This is a genomic window from Massilia sp. CT11-108 (genome assembly GCF_047302915.1).
Taxonomy (GTDB): domain Bacteria; phylum Pseudomonadota; class Gammaproteobacteria; order Burkholderiales; family Burkholderiaceae_D; genus Telluria; species Telluria orientalis.
In genome coordinates, this window is sequence record NZ_JBKYMO010000494.1 from 1 (window position 1) to 3,990 (window position 3,990).

Consider the following 3,990-nt stretch of genomic DNA (forward strand, 5'->3'; position numbering starts at 1 on the left):
GTCGACGTGCCCGTGGCCGTGCCGCTGCTGCCTGTCTCGCCGCCGCCGCTGCTGCCGCTGCTGCCCATGCCGCCGCCGCGCCAGGAACTGCACGCGGACAGCCCGACTGCCAGCGCCAGCAAGCCCGCCAGGAAGACGCTCTGGTGTTTTTGCTTCATGATCAACTCCTTCTGATGGGATAGTGTCAGGTTAGATGAGTGACGATGCCGCGTGCCACTTTGGTAAGAGGCGTGTTCGGTATCGGCGTTCAAACTGCCTGTCGTTGAACATGAGCCACGTCAAAGTCGTGGCGCGCCGGCTCAGCGTCCGGCGTCGACGGTGGCGCGCGCTGCCAGCAGGGCCATCACGCTGCCCACCACGATGGCGGCGCTGACGTCGACGGCCCAGTCGCGCACGCTGGCGCCGCGGTAGGGAAAGAAACTTTGCACGTATTCGTCGCCCGCGCCCATCGCCGCGACCGCCAGCACGGCCTTGCAGGCGCGTGCGAGCGGCGTGCCGCGGCTGCCGCTGAACCACAGCGCAGCCAGCACGGCATAGGCGATCGAATGCAGGACGGCTCCCGGTGCGTAGGCGGCGATATCGGCGCGGGCGCCTGGAACGTTGCCGACCGTAATGATTGTCACATACACCAGGACGGCTCCGGCAAGGCACAGCAGGCGCACGCGCGGGTTCTGCAGGAAGGCGAATAAAGGCATCGTCATGGCAAGGCAGCTCGGAAAAACGCTCACCTTACCATGCTCGTTGTGCACGTGCACATGACACGTGTGCCGGCCTCAGATCGTGAGGGCTGGCGCGCCGTTCGGGTAGTGGGCGTCGAAACAGCTGGCGCAGTCGGCGCAGAACAGGTGGGCCACGCGCACCGAGGACTGGCGCAGGACCAGTTTCAAGTGGCCGCTCTGGCATTTGGGACAGATCTCCCGGACGCTGCCGAAAGTCAGTACGTGAAGAGGTTGCCCTTCATCGTCGAGGTGGTCGATGACCATCCGCGGATTGAGCTCGCTGAGAACCAGGCAGTCTTCCGGTTCCGCATGGCGGCGGCGCGATGGTTCGGGGTGCTGCTGGGGTGGCGACATCGTCTCAGGTACAGGTAAAGTCATTGGACCGGCTCCTTGGAATAGTCTTGTCCCCACGCGACTGGAAAAATCGCGAGGCGCGAATTTCATCATAGCGGAAACCTGAGATGGTTCAAGTACGACAACGAAAGAACTGTGCAGTGCGTGGCGAACACAACAACAAGGATACGGAACAAAAAAATGCCCGCCAACGGAGGACGGGCACAACCCAAGATCGGGCCAAGAGACGCAGAATCCGGTGCGGTGTGCCGCGAGCGACACACCTTCTGCGATCACGCATATCGGTTGCGTGTATGCAGATGAACTCAGTATAAAGACACAATGTGAAAGGGTGATGACACATATCAAGGGTGTGCCCCTTTGTGCCGGAACGTTTTCGGATGGGACCGGTCACGTCGCGTGACGCCGATAAAAAAAAAGCCCGCTGTTAGCGGGCTTCAAACTATTTTCTTGGAGGAGAATAGTGGAGACAGGTGCCATTATGTTGCGGTGCGATATATGTGTCCAATGATGAATTCGGATACCTGGTATTACCCCGGGTGATAATGGTTCAGCTCGCTATTCATTCTTGACGGGCACCGTGTAGTTCAGCGCCATGCGGCCACCGTCCGCATACAACGTCTGGCCCGTCATGTACGACGCATCGTCGCTGGCGAGGAACGCGGCGATGGCGGCGATTTCTTCCGGTTCGCCGCAGCGGCCCAGCGGCGTGCGCGACAGGATCGTGTGGCGCGCCTCCGGGCTGCCCAGCACGGCCTGCTTCGCCAGTTCCGTCAGGATCGTGCCCGGGCCGATCGCATTGACGCGGATGCCGTGCTGGGCCAGGCTGATGGCCATCACGCGCGTGAGCTGGTTGACGCCGCCCTTGGACACCACGTACGGGATCTGGTTTGGAATCGTCAGTTCCGCGTTCACGCTCGACATGTTGATGATGCACCCGCGCTGTTGCGTATCGTTGCGCTTGACCATTCCGCGCGCGACGGCCTGGCTGCACAGGAACATGGACTTCAGGTTGATGCGCAGGACGCGGTCGAAATCCTCCTCGTCGAGGTCGAGGAAATCGGCCGCATGCGTGACGCCGGCATTGTTGACGAGGATGTCGACGTGGCCGAACGCGGCCAGCGTGGCGGCGACCATCGCGTCGACTTCGGATTTGATGCTCACGTCCGCCTGGAAGAAGCGGGCAGTGTCGCCCAGCGCCTCGGCCGCGGCCGCGCCTTCGGGCCGCACGTCGACGAGCATCACGCGCGCGCCCTCGCGCACGAGGCGTTCGGCGCACGCCAGGCCGATGCCCTGGCCGGCGCCGGTGACGATGGCGGTTTTCCGGGTGAGTTTCATGGATGTCCTCGCTGCTGCAATGAAAAGCCGCCATTCTAGCGGGCCCCGTCAATCGCTCCAGTCTCCGGAGGCGCCGCCGCCGTCGAAGCTGCCGCCGTCGCCGGAGAAGTCGCTGCTGCTGTCCGAGCTGCTGCTGTCGTTGCTGCCGAAGGCGAAGGCAGGGGCGCTGTCGACGTATGTCGTGTCGCGTGGCGCGCGGCGGACCGGTCGCGATGTGCGGCGGGAACGCCTGTCGGCACGGATCGCGATGAACGCCACGATGATGACAGTGAGACCAGCCACGGCGAAGAAGGCCAGCACGATGTAACCGTCCATCTCCGACCTGGTGTGCCGCCGCGGCGCCATGAACGACGCCTGGTCGAGCAGCAACGCGATGGCGCCCACGCCCGCGTGGAGGCCGCCATACCAGTCGTGCTGGCGGAAATACGGCGCGATCGTGTCTTGCAGGATGCGCTTCGATTGCGCGTCCGTGAGCACGCCTTGCACGCCACGCCCGGCTTCGATGCGCAGCCGGCGCAACGCCTTCGGATTGTCCTTCGCGACGATCAACAGCACGCCATCATCGATGCCGACGCGCCCGGGCTTCCACGCGTCGGCGACACGGATGCCGTACTGCTCGATGGCTTCCGGTTCGGTGGACGCCACGATCAGCACGGCGATCTGGCTGCCCGTCTTCGTTTCGTAGTAGGCCAGCGCGCTTTCCAGTTGCTGGCGCTGATCCGGCGTCAGCATGCCGACCTCGTCGGTGACGCGCGTCCGCAGCGGCGGGACAGGTTTGAACGGCGCTTGCGCGCGCGCGTGACAGGCCAGCAGGAGTAGCAGCATCCAGACCCACAGCAAGCGCGGCAGAGTATTCATCGCATGGCCTCGTTCAACGACGTCGACGGGCCGCGACGTCATCAAAGCATCACGGGCCGATCCGGCAATTCATTCGGCCGCGCACCCCCGGACGGGAAATGCTGGCGCAGCAGCTGGTTCACCTGGGCGATCGCGGCCAGGGTCGCCGCGTGGAACTCGCCGCGGGCGAAGCCGCGCGTCATCGTGTCGCACACGCCTTGCCACGTGGCCGCGTCGATCTTGCGGTCGATGCCCCGGTCGGCAATGATATCGACCTTCCGGTCGGCAAGATTTACGTAGATCAACACTCCGCAATTGTCTTCGGTATCCCAGATGCCATAGTCGGCGAACAGGGCGATGGCGCGCTGGCGGGTGGTCACGCCGGCCCACGCGAGCGACAGCGGCATGCCTTTTTCGACGATCAGCCGCACTTCGCCGCGATGCGTCTGTTCGCCCCCCGTGATGGCTTCCGCGATCGCCGTGAGGGCTTCCGGCGGGAACGCGCGCTCGGCTTCGTTGCGCGTGCTGAGTAGATGGCGCAGGGCGCGCCGCAGGCGGTTCGGTTCCTCCATCACCAGTCTCCCGAGGCGCCGCCGCCGTCGAAGCTGCCGCCACCACCGCCCGAAAAGCCGCCGCCGCCGCCATCCGAAAAGCCGCCAGAAAAGCCGCCGCCGCCGCGCCAGCGGTCGTTGTCGTGCTGGTGGGCCGCGTTGGCGAGGATGTTGCCGAGGATGAAGCGGGT

At 64.5% G+C, this 3,990-nt stretch carries 5 protein-coding genes; all 5 read right to left on the reverse strand.

Features of this window, described 5'->3' with window-relative positions; translation table 11 throughout:
• Window positions 1-299: 299 nt before the first annotated feature.
• The 5 genes from ACEN88_RS26060 to ACEN88_RS26080 all read right to left on the reverse strand — a co-directional run bounded on the left by ACEN88_RS26060 (window position 300) and on the right by ACEN88_RS26080 (window position 3,820).
• Window positions 300-701 carry a VanZ family protein gene (locus ACEN88_RS26060; RefSeq protein ID WP_413344336.1) on the reverse strand — a complete coding sequence of 134 codons (402 nt, stop codon included), beginning with the start codon at window positions 699-701 and terminating at the stop codon, window positions 300-302.
• A gap of 72 nt (window positions 702-773) precedes the next feature.
• Window positions 774-1,097: a hypothetical protein gene (locus ACEN88_RS26065; protein ID WP_413344337.1), complete on the reverse strand. Its 324-nt coding sequence runs from the start codon at window positions 1,095-1,097 to the stop codon at window positions 774-776.
• 534 nt (window positions 1,098-1,631) lie between these two features.
• The gene (locus tag ACEN88_RS26070; protein ID WP_413344338.1) at window positions 1,632-2,411 is read right to left on the reverse strand and encodes an SDR family NAD(P)-dependent oxidoreductase; all 780 of its coding nucleotides are present in this window, start codon (window positions 2,409-2,411) and stop codon (window positions 1,632-1,634) included.
• A 48-nt stretch (window positions 2,412-2,459) separates the two neighbouring features.
• On the reverse strand, window positions 2,460-3,269 hold the full coding sequence (locus ACEN88_RS26075; RefSeq protein WP_413344340.1) for a TPM domain-containing protein: 810 nt from the start codon (window positions 3,267-3,269) through the stop codon (window positions 2,460-2,462).
• Between the two features lie 41 nt (window positions 3,270-3,310).
• Window positions 3,311-3,820, reverse strand: a complete 510-nt coding sequence (locus tag ACEN88_RS26080) for a TPM domain-containing protein (protein WP_413344342.1) — start codon at window positions 3,818-3,820, stop codon at window positions 3,311-3,313.
• Window positions 3,821-3,990: the final 170 nt, after the last annotated feature.